13 protein-coding genes are annotated in these 17,312 nt (G+C 36.7%); 10 read left to right on the top strand and 3 right to left on the bottom strand.

What is annotated here, in order from left to right; translation table 11 throughout:
- Positions 1 to 87: 87 nt before the first annotated feature.
- Genes AACP56_RS10800 through AACP56_RS10785 form a run of 4 tightly spaced genes read left to right on the top strand, consistent with a single transcriptional unit; the run spans position 88 to position 6,382 of the window.
- A complete protein-coding gene (locus AACP56_RS10800; protein WP_339338003.1) occupies positions 88 to 3,111 on the top strand; it encodes a tetratricopeptide repeat protein in 3,024 nt (1,007 codons plus the stop codon).
- 9 nt (positions 3,112 to 3,120) lie between these two features.
- Complete coding sequence (locus tag AACP56_RS10795; RefSeq protein ID WP_339338005.1) at positions 3,121 to 4,872, top strand: TonB-dependent receptor domain-containing protein; 1,752 nt, start codon at positions 3,121 to 3,123, stop codon at positions 4,870 to 4,872.
- A gap of 57 nt (positions 4,873 to 4,929) precedes the next feature.
- Positions 4,930 to 6,009 (top strand): OmpA family protein, encoded by a 1,080-nt coding sequence (locus AACP56_RS10790; protein WP_339338007.1) that lies wholly within the window; start codon positions 4,930 to 4,932, stop codon positions 6,007 to 6,009.
- 7 nt (positions 6,010 to 6,016) lie between these two features.
- Complete coding sequence (locus AACP56_RS10785; RefSeq protein WP_339339953.1) at positions 6,017 to 6,382, top strand: response regulator; 366 nt, start codon at positions 6,017 to 6,019, stop codon at positions 6,380 to 6,382.
- Positions 6,383 to 6,401: 19 nt separating this feature from the next.
- Here the strand turns inward: AACP56_RS10785 and AACP56_RS10780 are convergent, their stop codons facing one another.
- The gene (locus AACP56_RS10780) at positions 6,402 to 6,821 is read right to left on the bottom strand and encodes a carboxypeptidase-like regulatory domain-containing protein (RefSeq protein WP_339338009.1); all 420 of its coding nucleotides are present in this window, start codon (positions 6,819 to 6,821) and stop codon (positions 6,402 to 6,404) included.
- 158 nt (positions 6,822 to 6,979) lie between these two features.
- Between AACP56_RS10780 and AACP56_RS10775 the strand changes: the two genes are divergently transcribed.
- Complete coding sequence (locus tag AACP56_RS10775; protein WP_339338011.1) at positions 6,980 to 8,062, top strand: OmpA family protein; 1,083 nt, start codon at positions 6,980 to 6,982, stop codon at positions 8,060 to 8,062.
- Positions 8,063 to 8,112: 50 nt separating this feature from the next.
- Positions 8,113 to 9,738, top strand: coding sequence for an amidohydrolase (locus AACP56_RS10770; RefSeq protein WP_339338013.1), 1,626 nt, complete (start codon positions 8,113 to 8,115; stop codon positions 9,736 to 9,738).
- Between the two features lie 64 nt (positions 9,739 to 9,802).
- On the opposite strand, the gene AACP56_RS10765 is transcribed toward AACP56_RS10770, so the two are convergent.
- Complete coding sequence (locus AACP56_RS10765; RefSeq protein WP_339338015.1) at positions 9,803 to 10,342, bottom strand: DUF2911 domain-containing protein; 540 nt, start codon at positions 10,340 to 10,342, stop codon at positions 9,803 to 9,805.
- Between the two features lie 241 nt (positions 10,343 to 10,583).
- Between AACP56_RS10765 and asnB the strand changes: the two genes are divergently transcribed.
- The 3 genes from asnB to AACP56_RS10750 all read left to right on the top strand — a co-directional run bounded on the left by asnB (position 10,584) and on the right by AACP56_RS10750 (position 15,554).
- Positions 10,584 to 12,254, top strand: coding sequence for an asparagine synthase B (gene asnB, locus AACP56_RS10760; RefSeq protein WP_339338017.1), 1,671 nt, complete (start codon positions 10,584 to 10,586; stop codon positions 12,252 to 12,254).
- A gap of 254 nt (positions 12,255 to 12,508) precedes the next feature.
- Positions 12,509 to 14,449 (top strand): DNA topoisomerase (ATP-hydrolyzing) subunit B, encoded by a 1,941-nt coding sequence (gene gyrB / locus AACP56_RS10755; RefSeq protein ID WP_339338019.1) that lies wholly within the window; start codon positions 12,509 to 12,511, stop codon positions 14,447 to 14,449.
- A gap of 73 nt (positions 14,450 to 14,522) precedes the next feature.
- A complete protein-coding gene (locus AACP56_RS10750; RefSeq protein WP_339338021.1) occupies positions 14,523 to 15,554 on the top strand; it encodes a DUF6588 family protein in 1,032 nt (343 codons plus the stop codon).
- 87 nt (positions 15,555 to 15,641) lie between these two features.
- On the opposite strand, the gene AACP56_RS10745 is transcribed toward AACP56_RS10750, so the two are convergent.
- A complete protein-coding gene (locus AACP56_RS10745; protein ID WP_339338023.1) occupies positions 15,642 to 16,013 on the bottom strand; it encodes a hypothetical protein in 372 nt (123 codons plus the stop codon).
- A gap of 229 nt (positions 16,014 to 16,242) precedes the next feature.
- On the opposite strand from AACP56_RS10745, the gene mdh reads away from it, so the two are divergent.
- On the top strand, positions 16,243 to 17,169 hold the full coding sequence (gene mdh, locus AACP56_RS10740; RefSeq protein WP_339338025.1) for a malate dehydrogenase: 927 nt from the start codon (positions 16,243 to 16,245) through the stop codon (positions 17,167 to 17,169).
- Positions 17,170 to 17,312 lie beyond the last annotated feature (143 nt).

Genomic DNA, 17,312 nt, shown 5'->3' with positions numbered 1-17,312 from the left:
GGATGTTAAATTTTGAGAACTCTTAAATATACTTTGGCGTGAATTTTGACGTTATGGTATCATCAATCGAGAACAGCGTAGAACACTATGAATCGGAGAACCACTGCAATTCTATTCCTATTTTTCTTAGGATTTAGCCTTTTGTGCACTGCACAAGAAACCAAGATTTACTCTCACGAACAGAAGCAATTTCAAGATGCCTTAGCGCTGTATAATAATCAGCAGTATCAAGCATCGCAAGCACTCTTTGAAAAAGTAAAGGCTACCACTAGCGATTATGAGACTGAGGCCAATAGTAGTTATTATGCTGCTAATGCCGCTATACGTTTAAATCAACGTGGTGCGGATAAACTAATGGAAGATTTTGTGGAACGTTATCCTACATCCACCAAAAGGAACTCTGCTTTTATGGATGTGGCAGATTATTATTTTGAAACAGGAAAATATCCCTATGCACTAAAATGGTATAAAAAAGTGGATAAAAGTGCAATGTCCCATAATGATGAGGAACGTTTCAACTTTAATAACGGCTATGCACTTTATGCGTCAAAAAAACCAAAAGAAGCGGAGCGTTACCTGACCAGAGTAAGCAATTCCAGAAAATATGGTTCACAAGCCAAATATTATTTAGGGTACATTGCCTATGAACAGGATGATTATGATGAAGCGAGTGCGCGTTTTGATAAAATTACCGACCCTAAACTTTTAGAAGAAAAACTTTCATACTATCAGGCTGACTTAAATTTCAAGTTGGGCAATTTTGATAAGGCTATTGAAATGGCAAAAAAACAATTGCCAAAATCAGATAGGCGGGAAATATCTGAATTAAATAAAATAATTGGTGAGAGTTATTTTAATCTAGAAAGATATGATGAAGCTATTCCCTATTTAAAGAAATATAAAGGAAAACGTGGTCGGTTTAACAACACAGATTATTATTTACTTGGTTATAGCCATTACAAACAGGGCGATTTTGAATCTGCCATTGGACAGTTCAATAAAATCATTGGTGGTTCTAATAGTGTAGCTCAAAATGCCTATTACCATTTGGCGGAATGTTATTTAAAACTGGATAAAAAACCTGAGGCGCTAAATGCATTTAGGAATGCCTCCCAGATGGATTTTAATCCTGAAATTGAAAAAGACGCGCTTTTAAATTATGCCCGTTTGAGCTATGAAATAGGGAATGCCTATGAGCCCGTTCCTCAGGTGATGACCACTTATTTAGAGAAATATCCAAAAGACGAACATCAAGAAGAATTACAAGAGTTGCTGGTAGATTCGTACATAACCTCTAAAAACTTTGATGGTGCTATGGAGTTGTTGGAGAAGAATGCCAGCTATGCAAGTGACGAAACTTACCAAAAAGTTGCATTTTATAGTGGGGTGGAGCTTTTTGTTGATGCCAAATATGAAGATGCTTTGGAGCGTTTTTCCAAATCACTAAAAAAAGCTGAGAACCCTACTTATGAAGTTCGTTCACAATATTGGAAAGCAGAATCTGCTTATAGATTAAATCGTTTTGATGATGCTTTAGTTGCCTTTGAGCAATTTAGAAAAACCCCAAATGCTAAAAACGTTCCAGAATACAGTCAGTTGGATTATAATTTGGGGTATTGTCATTTTAAACTGAAGGATTACAAAAGTGCGATTGGCTATTTTAAAAATGTTTCACAATCAGATATAGATGAAGAAAGAAAAAATGATGCTTTCCTGCGATTGGGAGACAGTTATTTTGTTACCAGTAATTACAAAGCTGCAATTTCAGCTTATGATTCTTCTTCTAAATTAAACGGCCCAGAGCGAGATTATGCTGCTTTCCAGAAAGCAATATGTAGCGGGTTTATAGGAAACAACTCAGCAAAAATAGATGGACTTAATCAGTTTATTAATCGTTACCCAAAATCAATATTACGCGATGATGCGTTGTTTGAGCTCGGTAACACTTACGTAAAGACGGATAAAGAAGCTCAAGGCCTTTCAACTTATGATAAATTAATAAGTCAATTCAGTAAAAGCAAATTTGCACCAAGGGCGATGCTACGCCAAGGTTTAGTGCATTATAATTCCAATAGAAATGAGCAGGCACTAGCAAAGCTAAAGAATGTAGTGGCGCAATATCCAAACACCCCTGAAGCCAAACAAGCAGTTTCTACAGCTAAGTTGGTTTATGTGGATTTGGGTAGGGTAAGCGAATATGCCTCTTGGGTACGAAATTTAGATTTTGTTGAAGTAACGGATTCCGAATTGGATGCTGCCAGTTTTGAAGCAGCAGATAGAAAATATGCACAAGGAAACACAGCTGCAGCCATGCGGGGATATGAAGATTATTTAAAAGAGTTTCCCAACGGTTCAGAATCAATCAAAGCCAATTTCAACTTAGCACAACTTTATTTTTCTAATGGAGATAAAGAAAAAGCCCTTGTAAGATTTAAAAATGTGACCAAAAATGGTGCAGGGGAATATGCAGAACAAGCACTTACTAGAGTCTGTGAGATTTATGTGGGAAGAGAAGATTACCAAAGTGCAATTCCATACTTACAACAACTTGAAAATACAGCTGAGATAGTACAAAACAGAACTTTTGCGCAGTCTAACCTTATGAAGGGTTACTATGGACAAAAGAATTATGAGCAAACATTGGCTTACGCTGAAAAGGTGTTAAATGCCCCAAAGATTGATAACCGTATTAAGAGTGATGCTCAAATAATGATTGCACGCTCAGCTATAGAAACTGGAGATGAGCAACGAGCAGAAACTGCCTTTGTACAGGTTAAAAAAATAGCTACGGGTGAAACCGCTGCGGAAGCTTGGTATTACGATGCCTACTTTAAAAATAAAAATCAAGACTTTGAAGCTTCCAATGCATCAGTGCAGAAATTGGCAAAAGATTACGCTTCTTACAAAGAATGGGGTGGGAAAGGACTGGTACTAATGGCAAAGAACTTCTATGCTTTGGGAGATGCTTTCCAAGCTACCTATATTTTAGAAAGCGTCATTGAAAATTTTGCTGAGTTCAATGATATTGTAGCTGAAGCAAAGGGGGAGCTTTCCCTCATTAAAGCTCGAGAAGCGGAAATCAATTCATCAATCAATCCAAACGAGAACTAAAAAAAGAAAATGTCAAATTCATATAAACTATTATCCATCATTGTTTTGAGCCTTTTTGGGGTGGTTCAGGCCCAAGAAACTGAAGATATTGGTACTGAGACGGTTACCGTGGTCAAACCATATACGCCAACCGTCTCAGATGCCTTTAAGATTAAATCAGTTCCTAGTTTAAATGATTCAATTGTACTTCAAAAAAAGAACATTACGTATAGTATTTTTTCGGTACCCGTGGCCTCTACATTCACACCTGCTAAAGGGAAAGCGTCACGAGTAGAGAAAACACCGCCGCCAACCCTGTACAATTCTTATGCATCAGTTGGATTGGGCAATTTTAATAATGCTTTGGTGGATTTTTACACCAGTAGAGAATTTAATAGGGGTGAAGATTTGTTAGATTTAGGCTTAAGTCATCATTCCTCACGAGGCAATATTGACAGTACGCCTTTAGAAACTGATTTTTACGATACAAAGTTTGATGTTTCCTATGCCAAAAAAGATAGTGATATGGACTGGGGTGCTAGTATTGGTTTGCAGCATCAATTATATAATTGGTATGGTATTGAAAGAGGAACTTTTACGGAAACCCAAGTGGCAGGTATTGATGAGCGCCAGAATTACCTCAACGCAGAAGCAAAAGCACATTTAAATTTAGAAGACTCTTTCTTTAAGAGTGGTAAAATTTTAGTGAGACGTTTTTGGGATGGGTTGGAATCAGGCGAAAACAGGGTGGTGATGGAGCCATCAATTGAACTTCCAATTACTGAAGAATTGGTAACCATAAATACAAAGCTGGATTATATAAGTGGAAACTTTAAAAATGCTAGCTTAAATAATACAGAGAATACTTCAGAAATTGATTATGGGTTATTTCAGGTTTCTGTAAATCCGAGTTTATTGGTTTTACGAGATGATTTGACGCTAAATTTAGGAGCAAATTTTGTCTATGGGATGGATATTGAAAACAGTGCGGGTAATTTTTACATTTATCCGGCAGTTACAGCATCATACCGTCTTTTAGATGAACAGGTTATAGCTTATGGAGGACTAGAAGGGCAGTTAAAACAAAACTCATACTACGACTTTGTAAATGAAAACCCCTATGTTTCTCCAACGTTGACGATACAGCCTACCGATCAGCAATATGAGGCTTATGCGGGATTTAAGGGGCAATTGTTTTCTAATGTGGGCTACAATATTAAAGGTTCTTATACCGCAGAAAATAGAAGGCCTTTATTTTTGTTAAATCCACAGAACTTATTCCGAGATGATGAAGGAGGATATACATACGGCAATTCTTTTCAGGTGTTTTATGATGATGTAAAAACCCTTGGAGTTTTTGGTGAACTTAGTGTAGATGTAAATCGGAATTTTACCCTTAGGTTAAATGCTGAAGTTTATAATTATACTACAGAGACAGATAATCCTGCATGGAACTTGCCCAATTTAAAAGGCTCTTTATTTATGGATTATCAAATTTCCGAACAATGGTTTATGGGTGCAAACCTGTTCTTTGTAGGTGAACGTGAAGATTTAGTCTCAACTGCCCAGGCGAATACACCTCCAAATTTGTTCCCATCAACAATAGTGACTTTAGATAGTTTTTTTGATGCAAATGCGCATATAGGATACAGATTTAATGACCAGCTCTCAATTTTTGCGAAAGCTTCTAATATTGCAAACAATAATTACCAGCGTTGGACTAATTTTCAAGTACAAGGTTTTCAGGCTTTAGCAGGAGTTTCATATAAGTTTGATTTCTAGTCTTGTGAAAGTTGGAATCTCTTTTCAAGCATTACAATTTTCTTATCTTAGGATTGTATGCGGTCAGCTCTATATTTTGTAATAGTTCTTCTTTATTTCAATGCTTATCATGTTTTAGCACAAAATTTGGTCAAAAACCCAAGTTTTGAAGATTACCATGAATGCCCAAATACACTTGGAACCTTTAATGCCCATGTAAAGTCATGGTCCACCCCAACGGCAGGTTCTACGGACTATTTTAATACCTGTAGCTCGGTAATGAGCGCTCCGGAAAATTTTAATGGGATTCAACACCCAAAAGATGGTGAAGCGTACTCAGGCTTATACTTTTATGCTCCAGGCGATTATAGGGAATATGTGCAGGTAGAATTAAAGAACAAGCTTAGACCAGAAAAAGAATATGTATTAAGCTTTTATGTTAGTTTGGCAGAAGGTTCTGATTTTGCAGTTAAAGATTTTGGAGTGGTATGCTCTTACAAACCAATAGCTGTAAATACCAAAAAAGAATTATCAAAAGGGCGTTTGTATAGTATTAAAGGAAACAAATTTCATTCTTTTGAAATAAACCATCCTAAGTTTCATGAAGATAAAAGTGACTGGCTAAAAGTGACTACTACTTTTACTGCTAAAGGGTATGAAAAGTATTTGTTGCTTGGAAACATCAGAAATAACAAACTTACCAGAAAGGTACAGACCAAAAGAAAGGAAACTAAAAAGGGAGCATATTATTACATAGATGAGGTTTCCTTAGTTCTAGAGAATGGCTTAAAAAATGAAGTATTCTACCAGTTGGATAGCATCCACGAATTCAAAAATATATTATTTGATTTTGATAGGTTTGAATTTAGCAAAAGGGCTAAATTGGATATTGATGCATTGCTAGATTTTCTAATGGCAAATCCAACAATAAAAATTACCATTACTGGGCATACAGATAATTATGGTAGTCAGAATTACAATGAAATCCTATCAAATAAAAGGGCTAAGACAATTGCAGATTACCTAATTGATGCCGGATTATCACAAAAACGTGTCAAGTATATGGGGTATGGAAGCTCTAGACCTTTGGCTTCCAATAAAACCGATAACGGAAGGAAGAAAAATAGAAGGGTCGAGTTTTTATTATCTGAAGAATAGATAATCCATTCATACTACTTTTCTTACTTTAACCACTGAAAATAGTTATAAAATAGTAATTAAGCAGGCGGATTGTGATGAGCAGGTAGTTTCTATGCAAAATGGATATAATGCTTTGGACTATTTGACAAAAATGAAGGATGATATATATCCCCAACCAGATGTAATTTTTTTGGATATAAATATGCTCGCCATGGATGGATGGGAATTTTTGGAAGAATATAAAAAGTTGGAAGAAGGACAAAAAGGGTACATTGTAGTAGTAATTTTAACTACTTCACTAAACCCTGATGATGCAAGTAAAGCTAAAAGTATTGGCCAAGTTAGAGGTTTTAAGAATAAACCACTTAGTGTTGAAAGATACATGACATAGTGGAAGAACACTTTCCGCATTATTTATAATTAAAGGAACCAGCAAGTGAGTTTTTAGGCTTAGGAAATAAATGGAATCTTTTTTTAAAAATTCTTAAGGCCTTTTGGTTAAGATTTGAGTCACCTTCAAACAACTTTTTCATTTCTTCATCATACTCTAATACCAGAGCTTCAGTTTTTCCTCCGTCCAAAACAAAGAAAGATTCAGATTTATAACCCGTGGACGAAATGTTGATTTTCCAGTGAAAGTCTTTTTTGCTGGTAAGTGTAAAATTACCGTCATAATCGGTATAGACTACTTTATCTGTTTGATCAATTTCAACAGACGCCAGGTAAATAGGAAGTCCTAGCTCATCAACAATTTTCCCAGTAACCGTGTTTTGGCATAAGCCAAGGGCAGGGATAAGTGTTAATAGGAGCACAAGGGTTAATTTGTGCATTTTTGTAAGATTTGGATTATAATAACGTATTTTATTGAAAATTAGTATGTAAAGAACAGTTTAAAAATTTAATGGCTAAAAAATTAAGAAAAAACAATATTAGATAAAAAGCATCGTTTTTATTTGCGGTACGAGAACCGAAAATTAACATAAGTAGTATGGTGCATTTTTATTCTCGTAGTTTATTTATTGTAGGTATATTTTTTTTACAGAGTACCTTATTCTTTGGTCAAAACTTAATCTTGAACCCAGGGTTTGAGGACTATAAAATCTGTCCTTCCAACATTACAAATTTTAACGCCTTAGTGGAGGATGTATCTTTGCCAACATCTAGTTCAGGAGATTATTTTAACGAATGCGGGACAGGGGATTTTGCTGTTCCCAATAATTTTAAGGGCGCACAAAAAGCAGCTGAAGGCAATGGTTATGCGGGTTTATACTTTTTCGCATTGAATGACTATCGTGAGTACATTCAGATGAACACTTCTAAAACACTCAGAAAAAAATTCCCATATAAAGTATCATTAAAAGTTAGTTTGGCAGAAACTTCCAGTTTAGCCTTAAAGGGTATGTCAATTGTTTTAACCAATACGAATGTGAAAGTCCCCAATAGTAGTGCTTTAACTCCTTCAAAATTAGACTTGCAGGATGGGGTTGAATTTTATGAAGTAAGACTTTCACCAGATAAATCCATGGCAGACATGGATGGTTGGGTCACGCTGTCTGGGGAGTTTGAGGCAAAAGGTTTTGAAAACCATATAATTGTTGGCAACTTTCAGAACAATGTAAATACACAACTGCTAAATAACGAGCGTTCTGTACTATCCAAAGATTTCTCTTATTATTATGTGGATGATTTTATGCTTGAGGAACAGCCCAGAATCAATTATGAAAAGGATAAAATCTATGTACTGGAGCGTAATCCGTTCGAACCAAAGGGTTATGAATTGGACAAAGAAGCGATAGCTAGCGTCAAAAAGATTTTTAAGTTTTTAAAAGAAAATGCCAAAGTTCAAATGAAAATTACTGGACACTCGGACAATGTTGGTAACCCAGAATATAACAAGTTTATATCTTCATTAAGAGCAAGGGCGGTAGCATTGTACCTTAAAAAGCTTGGTATAGACGATAACCGTGTAGTTTGGGAAGGTGCTGGTGACACCAAACCACTTAGAAACGGGAGAGTTAAAGAAAAGAATCGTAGGGTAGAATTTGTAATGACAGATTTAGGCAATAAATAAGCTATATCATAATTAGATGATTGTGTATTTTTGGGAAAACAACTTTCCAAATGAAATTATATTTATCAGCAATCATCATTTTAGGACTACTTTTTTCTTGCAATAGTAAAGAAGAAGTTGACTTCATTGTTTACAATGCAAACATTTATACGGTTGACGATGCTTTTTCGCAAGCAAGTGCAATAGTTGTAAAGGACGGAAAATTTCTGTCGGTTTCCAGTGATACTGGCATAACTTCAAAATATAGTGCAAAGGAAGTTTTGGACGCTAAAGGCAAAACCATTGTCCCTGGTCTAATTGATGCACATTGCCATTTTTATGGATTGGGCCTAAATCAACAAGTTGTGAATTTAACAGGAACAGCTAGTTATGATGAGATTCTTCAAAAAGTAGCTGATTTTCAAAAAGAGAAGCCTTCAAATTTTATTCTTGGTCGAGGTTGGGACCAAAACGATTGGGAGGTAAAAGAATTTCCGACAAAAAATAAGTTAGACGAATTATTTCCAGATATTCCTGTAGCACTAGAGCGTGTTGATGGTCATGCATATTTAGTGAACCAGAAAGCACTGGATTTAGCTGGAATTACCAAAGATACCCGGATAGAAGGAGGAGAAATTGTTAAGGATGGCAATGGAAATTTAACAGGAGTCTTGGTTGATAACCCAATAGGAATGATAGATGCAGTAGTTCCTAAGCCTACCGTAAAAACTCAAATACAAGCTTTAAAAGATGCAGAAAAGCTATGTTTTGATTACGGATTGACAACCGTTAATGATGCGGGACTAAATAAAGCTACCATTGAATTGATAGATAGTTTACAAAAAGTTGGTGAATTGGATATTAGAGTCTACGCCATGATAAGTAATAACCAGAAGAATTTAGACTATTACCTTCCAAAAGGTATTGTAAAAACAGATAAATTGAATGTGCGTTCGGTTAAGGTATATGGTGATGGTGCTTTAGGTTCAAGAGGAGCAGCTTTGCGAGCTCCATATTCAGATAAGTCTGGTCATTTTGGTGCAATGGTCACTCCAGTTAGTGAAATCGAAGCATTAGCAGAACGCATAGCGGCTTCAGAATATCAAATGAATACCCATGCTATTGGGGATTCTGCAAACATTGTAGTGCTAAGGGCCTACGAAAATGTTTTGAAAGATAAGGGTGATAGACGTTGGAAAGTAGAACATGCACAAGTAGTTTCACAGCAAGATTTTGATTATTTTAAAAATGGAATCATTCCTTCGGTACAACCAACGCATGCAACAAGCGATATGTATTGGGCCAAAGATAGACTGGGAGAAGAAAGGGTAAAGGGGGCATATGCATTTAAAACTTTACTGGACAAAGCTGGTATTGTGGCTTTAGGAACCGATTTTCCCGTAGAGAAAGTAAATCCTTTTTTAACGTTCTATGCAGCTGTGGTGAGACAAGATTTAGAAAACTATCCAGAAGGTGGATTTCAGATGAAAGATGCCTTATCTAGGGAAGAAACTTTAAAAGGAATGACCATTTGGGCCGCCTACTCCAATTTTGAAGAAGAAGAAAAAGGGAGTATAGAAATAGGAAAAAAAGCTGATTTTGTGATTCTAAGCGATGATATTATGCAAGTTCCCGTGACTGATATTCCTAATTTAGAAGCAGAACAAGTTTTTGTTAGCGGAGAAAAGGTGAAATAGTTTTCAATTAAAAAGCCTCTAAACAGTTGTCTAGAAGCTTTTTAATTTTTGTGAAAACTTGCTTCTAGAACATAATTGGAGTAGCAACTCTTGTGGTTCCCCATCCCATTACTAAATGCGCACCACCTTCTACCTCTTTAAAAGCCATCGAAAATGCCTCTAAAGATTCAGAATCAGAACTTACTTTAGAAGTAACTCTAATAACATCAGCAGAATTATCATAAGAATAAGCTCCCCATTGGTTTAAGTTGTTGTTTAAAACCACGGTCCATTCATCGGTTCCGGGAATAGTAAACAGGGCGTATGTGCCAGCTTTTACACTTTTCCCACCAAAAGTCACGTCTTTGTAAAAAGTAATTTCAGGAGCTTCATTTGCTCCAGTACGCCATACCTTTCCAGCAGGTGCCAATTCGGACATACTACGCCCTTTTAATTGTGGTCTACTATAGACAACTTTTACAGATTTGTCAGATACTCTGTAACTGGTTGGGAAAGATGCGATATCAGCAGGACTTTTGTCCAAACCTCCAAATTTTTGAGCTTCAGCTTCAGTACTAAAAATTAAAGTCATTGCAAAAAATGCAATAGCAACTATTTTTTTCATAATTAGGATTATTTATTAAGTCTCAAAACTACCTGATATTTTATTCTACCATTTATAAAGAGACGTTAAATTTTATAAACTTTTAAAGTGAAATATTTTAGATTGATTGTCCTTAAAGTTATTTTAATTTATACATTTTAATCATTTTAATATTAAAAAATGTAAGTTAAATACTATTCAATGTTTTTTAAATGTAACATTTGAATCATATTTGATTTAAAATTGTTATAAATATTTAATTATGTGTGGAATTGTATGCGCGTTTGATGTAAAGGAAAGTACAGAGGTATTGCGCCCTCAATTGTTGGAAATGTCTAAAAAAATTAGACACCGTGGTCCGGATTGGAGTGGAATATTTGCTAATGAAAATGCAGTTTTGGCTCACGAACGTTTGGCGATTGTAGATCCAACATCTGGAAAACAACCTTTGTTCAGTAGTGATGGAAAACTGGTTTTAGCCGCTAATGGAGAAATATATAACCATAGCGAATTGAGAAAACAGTTTGAAGGTAAATATGATTTCAGCACCGCTTCAGATTGCGAGGTTATTTTGGCTCTCTATCAGGAAAAAGGAGTTGATTTTATAGATGAAATGAATGGAATATTTGGTTTTGCCATTTACGATACGGAAAAAGACGAATATTTTATCGTTAGGGACCATATGGGTATTATCCCACTATACATAGGTTGGGATAAAAACGGAACATTTTATGTCGCTTCAGAGCTTAAAGCGTTGGAAGGAACTTGTTCAAAAATAGAATTATTCCCTCCAGGACACTATATGCACAGTTCTACTGGAGAGTTTGTGCGTTGGTACCAACGTGATTGGATGGATTACGAGGCGGTAAAAGAGAATGAAACTAGTATTAAAGAAATTCATGATGCTTTGGATGCTGCGGTCAAAAGACAACTAATGTCGGATGTGCCATATGGTGTTCTACTGTCTGGTGGCTTAGACTCTTCAGTCACGTCGGCACTGGCGAAAAAATATGCTCAAAAACGGATTGAATCTGGAAGTACCAAAGACGCTTGGTGGCCACAGTTACACTCATTTTCTGTAGGATTGGAGGGTTCTCCAGACCTTGCTGCTGCGCAAAAAGTCGCGGACCATATTGGAACGGTACATCACGAGATCAAGTTTACAATTCAAGAAGGCTTGGATGCTATTAAAGATGTTATTTATAACCTTGAAACTTATGACATTACTACCATTCGAGCCAGTACGCCAATGTATTTAATGGCACGTGTTATAAAATCCATGGGTATTAAAATGGTGCTTTCTGGAGAAGGGGCAGATGAGCTGTTTGGTGGATATTTATATTTTCATAAAGCACCAAGTCCTAAAGATTTTCATGAAGAAACGGTGCGTAAACTAGATAAGTTGCACATGTATGACTGTTTGCGCGCAAACAAAAGTTTAGCAGCTTGGGGCATAGAAGGACGTGTTCCGTTTTTAGACAAAGAATTTATGGATGTGGCCATGCGCATTAACCCAAAAGATAAGATGATTAATGGGGAACGAATGGAAAAATGGGTAGTTCGTAAGGCATTTGAATCGTATTTGCCTGAAAGCGTGGCCTGGAGGCAAAAAGAGCAATTTTCAGACGGTGTAGGTTATAGTTGGATAGATACCTTAAAAGATGTGGTTGCAACTGAAGTGAGTGACGAAATGTTGAAAAACGCCCACTTTAAGTTTCCAATTCAAACCCCTACTTCAAAAGAAGAATATTATTACAGAAGTATTTTTGAAGGGCATTTTCCCTCTGATGCAGCTGCTTTAAGCGTCCCTCAAGAGCCTTCTGTTGCCTGCAGCACCAAAATAGCATTGGAATGGGATGAAGCATTTATGAATATGAATGACCCGTCTGGTAGGGCGGTAGCGAATGTTCATGATGATGCATATATAAAGTAATTGATTTCCCATATGTGAGCGTGGGAACAATTTTTTCATTCATTTTAATTAGTTAGTAAGGAGCAACATATCGTGTTGCTCCTTATGTTTTCAGGAACTTTTTTAGTAAAAATCAACCTTTAAAAGAGTATAATATTTTCCACAATTATTGTTAATAACTTGAGGGTATCAACATAGCACAAACCCCTAATTTTATTGGGTATTGGTTATATTTGTAAGATTTGAAAAACGCAAAATAACTTAGTAAAAAATTTATGAGCGAAGAGGCTAAAAAAAATCAATATTCCGCAGATAGTATTCAGGCCCTAGAGGGTATGGAACATGTGCGTATGCGACCCTCCATGTACATTGGAGATGTTGGAACTAGAGGTTTGCATCATTTGGTTTATGAAGTAGTGGATAACTCGATTGATGAAGCGATGGGTGGCCATTGCGATACCATATCGGTCACTATCAATGAAGACAATTCTATAACTACACAAGATAACGGACGTGGTATTCCAGTTGGACTTCACAAGAAAGAAGGAGTTTCTGCTTTGGAAGTGGTAATGACCAAAATAGGTGCTGGAGGTAAGTTTGATAAGGATTCATACAAGGTTTCTGGTGGATTGCATGGTGTTGGTGTATCCTGTGTGAACGCATTATCGAGCCATCTAAAGGCGACGGTCTATAGGGAAGGAAAAATCTGGGAGCAGGAGTATGAACGTGGAAAATCACAATATCCAGTAAAAAGTATTGGTGAGACCAAAGAAAGAGGCACCGTAGTCACTTTTACCCCCGATGATACCATCTTTACGCAAACTATAGAGTATAACTATGAAACGCTTGCGAACAGAATGCGTGAGCTTGCGTATTTGAATAAAGGTGTACGAATTAATCTAACGGACAAACGAAATAAAGATGAGAAGGGCGAGTTTATTTCTGAATCTTTTTATTCGGAAGAAGGTCTAAAAGAATTTATCAAGTTTTTAGATGCCACTCGTGAGCCTTTGATAGAGAACGTTATTTCTATGGAAGGGGAGAAGAATGGAATTCCAGTGGAAGTAGCAATGGTATATAATACTGGATATTCCGAGAATTTACATTCTTATGTGAATAATATCAATACCCATGAAGGGGGAACGCACTTATCAGGTTTCAGGAGAGGTTTAACCTCTACTCTTAAGAAGTATGCAGACAACTCTGGAATGTTGGATAAATTGAAGTTTGAGATTTCGGGGGACGATTTCCGAGAAGGTCTAACAGCAATAGTTTCCGTAAAAGTGGCTGAACCCCAGTTTGAGGGTCAGACCAAAACAAAACTGGGTAACAGGGAAGTTACCAGTGCTGTAAGCCAGGCAGTTTCTGAAATGCTGACCAATTATTTGGAAGAACACCCGGATGATGCAAAACAAATTGTGGAAAAGGTGAAGCTTGCTGCACAAGCAAGGCATGCTGCTGCGAAGGCGCGTGAAATGGTGCAACGCAAGAACCCAATGAGTGTTGGTGGCCTTCCTGGGAAACTATCGGATTGCTCCGAACAAGATGCTACTAAATGTGAAGTGTTCTTGGTAGAGGGTGATTCTGCAGGTGGAACGGCAAAACAAGGTCGTGATAGAATGTTTCAGGCGATACTTCCGCTTAGGGGTAAGATTTTGAATGTAGAGAAAGCGATGCAGCATAAAGTTTTTGAGAACGAAGAAATCAAAAACATCTATACTGCGCTAGGTGTCACCATTGGTACTGAAGAGGATAGTAAAGCATTGAATTTAGAGAAATTACGCTATCACAAAGTTGTGATTATGTGTGATGCTGATGTGGATGGTAGCCATATTGAGACATTGATTCTAACTTTCTTCTTCCGTTATATGCGAGAATTGATAGAAGGCGGACATGTTTACATTGCAACACCGCCATTATATTTGGTGAAGAAAGGCTCTAAAAAGCGCTATGCATGGACAGACAAGGAACGTGACGAAATTGTTGAATCCATGGGAGGTGCAGCTGGTATACAGCGATACAAAGGTCTTGGTGAAATGAACGCCGAACAATTGTGGGATACCACTATGAATCCAGAATTTAGAACCTTACGACAGGTAACAATTGATAATGCTACAGAAACAGACCGTATTTTCTCCATGTTGATGGGTGATGAAGTACCTCCAAGAAGGGAATTCATAGAGAAAAATGCTGTTTATGCGAACATTGATGTATAGATAACAATACTTTCACAACAAAAACTCGCTCCTACAGGGCGAGTTTTTTAGTTTTAAGGCAAATTCTGACAAAATGAAGAAAATAGTTTTTTTTAGTTTAATGTCCCTTTTCTCTTGTGGACTAATGGCCCAATCTGATTTTAGTGATGTTTTTGCCGCAGGGGTCGAGGATGCAGAACGTTTTTCCAACGATTACTTTGGACCAATATCTGACGCTGCTATTTACAGTATGGCTAATGGTTGGTACAATTCTGCAGATGCAAAACCTTTAGGGGGTTTTGAAATTTCAATTGTTGGTAACATAACTGGCTTTAAAAATAAAGAAGACAAAAAGGCTTTCTTATTTGACGAAGCCAATTACACCAATCTACAGTTGGTAGGGGGTAACGATGCAAGAACAGACACTCAGTTAGTTTCTTCTGCACTTGGAGATATTGAAGGAGTTCGGGTTTTTGTGGAGGTTGAAGTTGCTCCTGGAGTAACTGAACGTCAAGAATTCGAGTTGCCAGCTGGTTTGGCTTCAGAAGGGTTAAATTTTGTACCTTCAGCTTTTGTGCAAGCAAGCGTTGGATTAGTTAAGGGACTTGAGGTAAAAGCACGTTTTCTGCCTAATATTAGTTTTGATGATGATGTAGAGTTTGGACTTTTTGGCGCTGGTCTACAATATGATTTTACCAAAATACTTCCAGCAGATAAGGTTATGCCAGTAGCTTTATCAGCGGTTATCGGATATTCAAAGTTAGATGCTTCTTACGATTTTACAGATCAACAGATACTAGCAGGAGAAAATCAACGTATTGAGACGACTTTTTCTACTTGGACATTCGCAGCAGTTGCCTCAACCAAATTACCTGTAATAAATTTTTACGGTGGTTTGGGTTATATAACAGGTAATTCTACTACGGATGTTTTAGGAACTTATGAAGAAGGTATTGGTCCTTTTATTCAAAGGGTAGAAGACCCCTTTTCAATAAAAAGAGAAGTAAGTGGAGTTACTGCCAATGTGGGAACAAAGCTAAAACTTGGTTTCTTTAGATTAAATGTAGATTATAACATTGCAGAATTCAATACACTTACAGCAGGTATCAATTTTGGTTTTAGGTAACCATGTTTTACACCAGAATATAGAATTTGAAAAGCCCATAGCTTAATAGCTATGGGCTTTTTCCTTCATTCGCATTTAGTGTCTATATTATTCCCTAACGGCAAAAGTACTTCCGTTTTCAAGAGCTAACAATTCTGGTTCAGCAGCTTGATGTAAATTTACTTCTACTGTTGGTTTATCCGTTCCTGTATAGATGATGGTGTAGGTTTCACCATCTAAGCTCCAACTAAAATCTGTATAGAACTCTAAGTCATTGTTGGTGTAACTGTGATACCTTCCAAGATATGCATCGTTGAAAATCCATTCCTCACGAACTTCATCTCCACTTTTTCCATCTTGGGATAGAATTTCTGATTTTGACCAAATCCCTAGAATTGGGTCATTGTTTTCTGGAATTTCCGAACAATTACTCACAGCAATAATGACCAAAATGGCCAATAATGAAAAGAACTTTTTCATGATTAAGTAGGTTATGTCTTTAATTTGGGACTATTAGAACGGGAATAATGGAGTTGGTATTGCAAAAATTCGATGTATGACCATTTTAGAGTTATTTCTTCGCTAAAGCGCACTATTATTTAACATATCAATCAAAATTTGTATGCTCTATTAATACTTGTCTTCATCTTATTTGACCTAAAAAATCCATATTTTTGACCGATTCAAAAAAATTCTTAAAAACACACAAATGAAAGTTACCGTTGTAGGAGCTGGAGCAGTAGGAGCAAGTTGCGCCGAGTATATTGCTATTAAAAATTTCGCATCAGAAGTAGTATTGTTGGATATTAAAGAAGGTTATGCTGAAGGCAAGGCCATGGATTTAATGCAAACCGCTTCGTTAAATGGATTTGACACTAAAATTACAGGTAGTACCAGTGATTACTCAAAAACTGCAAATAGTGACATTGCAGTAATTACTTCTGGTATTCCAAGAAAACCCGGGATGACTCGTGAAGAGTTAATCGGTATCAATGCTGGAATTGTTAAAACAGTTTCCCAAAGTCTTATTGAACAATCGCCAAATGTTACTTTAATCGTAGTTAGTAACCCTATGGATACCATGACCTATTTGGTACATAAAACCACAAACCTTCCTAAACATAAAATTATAGGTATGGGTGGAGCTTTGGATAGCGCACGTTTTAAATATCGTCTAGCAGAAGCATTGGGAGCTCCTATTTCTGATGTTGATGGAATGGTGATTGGCGGGCATAGTGATAAGGGAATGGTTCCTTTGATTAACCATGCAGCTAGAAATAGCGTTAAAGTTTCAGAATTTTTAAGTCAAGATAGAATGCAGCAAGTTGTGGAGGACACTAAAGTTGGTGGAGCAACTTTAACCAAACTTCTTGGAACCAGTGCTTGGTATGCCCCAGGTGCTGCTGTTTCTGGTTTGGTACAGGCCATTGCATGTGATCAGAAAAAAATATTTCCATGTTCTACCTTTTTAGAGGGAGAGTATGGATTAAACGATATCTGTATTGGTGTACCAGTGGTCTTGGGCAAGGAAGGCATCGAAAAAATAGTGGAGATTGATTTGACCGATGCTGAGAAGGCAAAGATGCAAGAAAGTGCTGAAGGAGTAACTAAAACCAACGGATTATTGGAGTTATAATAAATAATCTGTTCAAAAATAATGAATGCCATTTCTTGCCTAAAGGTTAGAAATGGCATTTTTCATTCCAGAACCTACACCATAATTAGGAGAATTCTATTGGCAAATCCTATTTGAAATGATATATTTGCACGCTGTTTAAG

It is taken from the genome of Croceitalea sp. MTPC6, from assembly GCF_036985525.1.
Lineage (GTDB): Bacteria > Bacteroidota > Bacteroidia > Flavobacteriales > Flavobacteriaceae > Croceitalea.
The sequence above is the reverse complement of the archived record's forward strand: the minus strand, read 5'-3'. Positions and strand labels throughout refer to the sequence as shown.

What these genes read in the sequence shown, in the direction of transcription:
- AACP56_RS10795 (WP_339338005.1), top strand. Translation starts at nt 3,121, where the DNA reads ATGTCAAATTCATATAAACTATTATCCATCATTGTTTTGAGCCTTTTT.
- mdh (WP_339338025.1), top strand. Translation starts at nt 16,243, where the DNA reads ATGAAAGTTACCGTTGTAGGAGCTGGAGCAGTAGGAGCAAGTTGCGCC.
- AACP56_RS10780 (WP_339338009.1), bottom strand. Translation starts at nt 6,821, where the DNA reads ATGCACAAATTAACCCTTGTGCTCCTATTAACACTTATCCCTGCCCTT.
- AACP56_RS10800 (WP_339338003.1), top strand. Translation starts at nt 88, where the DNA reads ATGAATCGGAGAACCACTGCAATTCTATTCCTATTTTTCTTAGGATTT.
- gyrB (WP_339338019.1), top strand. Translation starts at nt 12,509, where the DNA reads ATGAGCGAAGAGGCTAAAAAAAATCAATATTCCGCAGATAGTATTCAG.
- AACP56_RS10770 (WP_339338013.1), top strand. Translation starts at nt 8,113, where the DNA reads ATGAAATTATATTTATCAGCAATCATCATTTTAGGACTACTTTTTTCT.
- AACP56_RS10765 (WP_339338015.1), bottom strand. Translation starts at nt 10,342, where the DNA reads ATGAAAAAAATAGTTGCTATTGCATTTTTTGCAATGACTTTAATTTTT.
- AACP56_RS10790 (WP_339338007.1), top strand. Translation starts at nt 4,930, where the DNA reads ATGCGGTCAGCTCTATATTTTGTAATAGTTCTTCTTTATTTCAATGCT.
- AACP56_RS10745 (WP_339338023.1), bottom strand. Translation starts at nt 16,013, where the DNA reads ATGAAAAAGTTCTTTTCATTATTGGCCATTTTGGTCATTATTGCTGTG.
- asnB (WP_339338017.1), top strand. Translation starts at nt 10,584, where the DNA reads ATGTGTGGAATTGTATGCGCGTTTGATGTAAAGGAAAGTACAGAGGTA.
- AACP56_RS10750 (WP_339338021.1), top strand. Translation starts at nt 14,523, where the DNA reads ATGAAGAAAATAGTTTTTTTTAGTTTAATGTCCCTTTTCTCTTGTGGA.
- AACP56_RS10775 (WP_339338011.1), top strand. Translation starts at nt 6,980, where the DNA reads ATGGTGCATTTTTATTCTCGTAGTTTATTTATTGTAGGTATATTTTTT.